General features: G+C 60.1%; 4 protein-coding genes. 1 reads left to right on the top strand and 3 read right to left on the bottom strand.

Annotation, left to right across the window (positions count from 1 at the left end):
* Positions 1-1,520 (top strand): DUF2339 domain-containing protein (locus tag HKN37_03520; protein NNE45708.1); only part of this gene is annotated, 1,520 nt, incomplete at its 5' end.
* Here HKN37_03520 and HKN37_03515 read toward each other — a convergent pair.
* The 3 genes from HKN37_03515 to HKN37_03505 all read right to left on the bottom strand — a co-directional run.
* Positions 1,517-2,149, bottom strand: a complete 633-nt coding sequence (locus HKN37_03515) for a phospholipase (protein ID NNE45707.1) — start codon at positions 2,147-2,149, stop codon at positions 1,517-1,519. The genes HKN37_03520 and HKN37_03515 overlap by 4 nt on opposite strands.
* Positions 2,149-2,682: a hypothetical protein gene (locus HKN37_03510; GenBank protein NNE45706.1), complete on the bottom strand. Its 534-nt coding sequence runs from the start codon at positions 2,680-2,682 to the stop codon at positions 2,149-2,151. Before HKN37_03510 ends, HKN37_03515 begins: the two co-directional genes overlap by 1 nt.
* 8 nt (positions 2,683-2,690) lie before the next feature.
* Positions 2,691-2,880: ABC transporter substrate-binding protein (locus tag HKN37_03505; GenBank protein ID NNE45705.1), on the bottom strand; the 190-nt coding region annotated here is incomplete at its 5' end.

Raw genomic sequence — 2,880 nt, 5'->3', positions numbered from 1 at the left:
CCGGCGGGCTTGGAACGCCATTCCTTCTTCTGGAAACGCCTTCGAGCATTCTGTGGCTCGTGGTATACACCAGCCTCATCGCCGCCTGCGCCATTGCCATCTTCTTCGAAAAGGGCTGGCGCAGTCTTCTCCTTGTCGCGGTGATCGGGGGGTGGTCGGTGATGACGTATGCGTGGTCGGAGATCGTGTCGATCGGATTCGTGCCGCTCGCAGATCGAACCATTTACCAGCTGGGTGTGGTGTTTTGCCTGGCCGCCTTCGGCTTCGCGCCCTCACTGAGGGAGTTTCTGTCGCGCCGGGCGCCTGACAGGTGGGTCACTCCCGCCGTTCACGGAGCGTTCGCAGGCACGCCCTTCGACAGGCCTGCGGTCCTGCTCGCAGTTGCCGCACCGCTGATTTCTCTCGCCATTTCGCACCAGATCTGGGATCTCTCGGCACCAACGTGGGGTGCGATCGAGGTCGTTGCAGCGACTGGATACTGGGCGGTCCACCTCTTCTCCAAGACAGCAGGAGACGAAGACGCCGCCTCCAGTCACGGTGTTGCTGCCGGGCTCGTGCTCGCGGTATCATGGTTTCATCTCTTCGAAAGTGATTCCGCCCGGCTTCTGGCTCTGGCCGCCGAGGCAGCAGCAATCCACGTGGCGACCTACGTAACACCCAACCGCGCCATTCGTGCGCTGGGCCATGGTCTCTTTGCGGTCATCGCTGCGTGGATGGCTGTTCGACTCCTAGAAGGTGCCGAAGACCCGTCTCTCTTTTCCGGTCGATCGCTCACCCACATCGGTGTTCTGTTGCTCGCCCTTGGATCCAGTGTGGTGGTGCGATCGTCCGCCATGGCCAGTACGTACCGCGTCGTTGTCGCGCTCCTTCTGGGGGCAGCCTGGTTCAGCTTTTTCGGCGACGGCTCGAATAGATTTCTTGCGGTGTCACTTCAGGCGGCCGCACTCATTCTCTGGACCCAGTACCATGCAGATGCCGCCGTCAGGACAACAGGTCACGCTCTATTCGGCGTAGCCGTTCTGGCAATCGAGTGGCGACTCACATCTCTGCCCGCCGGATCACCCCCTCTTCTGAATACAGTTGCTCTTGTGGATCTTTCGGTGATCGTGGTTGCGATGGCTTGCTCCTGGCTGCTCGTCGAGCGCCGGGCCCGTCTCGTCTATCGATTCGCCGCCTACCTCGCACTCCTCGCCTGGTTCTGGCGCGACCTGGCGCCTCTGGACAATGGTCATGCGTTCATCAGCATCGCCTGGGGTATTATCGCGGTCGTCCTGATCATGATCGGGTGGCGGACCGGTCGTGACATCGCCAGAGTCACCGGACTGACGACCCTTGGCATCGTCGTTGCCAAACTCTTCATCGTCGACCTGGCCGAGTTGGATACCGGCTGGCGCGTTGTCCTGTTCATCGGTTTGGGCGTGCTGCTTCTCTCCGCAAGCTATCTCTTTCCCAGCATATGGAAAGGAGACGCGGGGCAGCTGAAGGATCCGATGTCACGCGACGCCGAGGACCCGGGCTAGGACGCCGCGCCCGTCGAAATGCGCCGCAGAACCTCCGCGTGTATCTCATGTCCGCCATCGAAGCGAACCATCATCGCGTCGAGTTCTTGCCGGTGCAGTAACTCCAGTCCGCTCTTGAGATCGGCCTCAGCGACGAATCGGTCTTCGCGACCGGCAACGAGACGTACGCCGGCACCAGCCAGAGCCTCAGTAAATCCGTCTACGTTCAGGTCCGTCGGGAGGCCCGATCCCCACAAAATCAGACCGGCGACCGCCGATTGCGCAGCCACCCACCGGCACGCGGTGTGGCCGCCCTGGGAGAAACCGACCACAGTCACATCGGACGATTTGTACCCGGCGTCCGCAACTACGGCATTCAAATACTCCGTGTAATCCGCAATCTCTGCCTCCCTGTCCTCGCGCGTCATCCACGAAGCACCCACGCGTGAACCATCACGAGCGTAGAATCTCGATAGTCCTTCGGGCGCGATGATCATTCGGTCCGATGAAATGGGCTCGAAGGCCTCCAGGAACTCGTCGGCCAACTGCCCATAACCGTGAAGCACAAGCCAGACGTCGGAGGCATCCGCCTTCCCGATCTTGAAATAACGCGCTGTGCGCCGTACGGTGAGATGAGTCGCAGCCGGCATCAGGCCGTCTCCACCGTCGCAAGGATCTCATTGACGATCTTGAGGTGATGCCGCGTGTGAACGCGCACAAACCTGAGGCCGTGGGACGGAGTAAAATCGCCGAGAATCGGGTGTTGAAACCGCGTGCGAAGCGACCTTGCCAGATCCTGGTTTTCGCGGATCTTCTTGAGATACCCTCTCTGCTGTCGGTGGTTTACTTTCAGGTCGGACAGTGTCGCTTCCGCACTGGGCTTTGCTGCAGCCGGAGCTTTGCCTCGTCCACGCGGGATCGCGCCGAAACCGAGAAACAACACCCCCAGTGGCTTCAGTCGGCCAGACTCTGAAAACTCCTCGCCGTCACGGAGCATGGAAACCATCGTCGACAGCGCCCACCGGTTTGCGAGCAGCACGTGCTGGATTTGCTCATCCGTCGACCATTTTGAAATGGATGGATGGCGATGTCGCAACACCACCTCGGGCTTCTCGAGAAGTGTTTCTATCTCCGAGTATAGATGGTCTACAGCCTGGAGGTCTTTGTCGAAATTCGTAATCACGTCGATGGCTAGGGGGTGTCAGGGAAGGAGTACCCGGCAAACGCAGTCTCAGCACTGCCAAACCAGGGATACGCCTGGTCGCGAAAGGCGGTGAACGATTCGTACACGCGGCGATATCCGGCCTCCGACGAAGCTTGCTGATTCATGATATCGAACGCCTGCGTGCGGGCAGCATCGAGGATATCAATCGGGAATCGT

The sequence above is a fragment of the Rhodothermales bacterium genome (assembly GCA_013002345.1).
Taxonomy (GTDB): Bacteria; Bacteroidota; Rhodothermia; order Rhodothermales; family JABDKH01; genus JABDKH01.
Note: the sequence above shows the minus strand (reverse complement) of the source record. Positions and strands in the feature narration are given on the sequence as shown.

Excerpts from the sequence above, each read along its gene's own strand:
- HKN37_03515 (NNE45707.1), bottom strand. The coding sequence starts at position 2,149 with ATGCCGGCTGCGACTCATCTCACCGTACGGCGCACAGCGCGTTATTTC.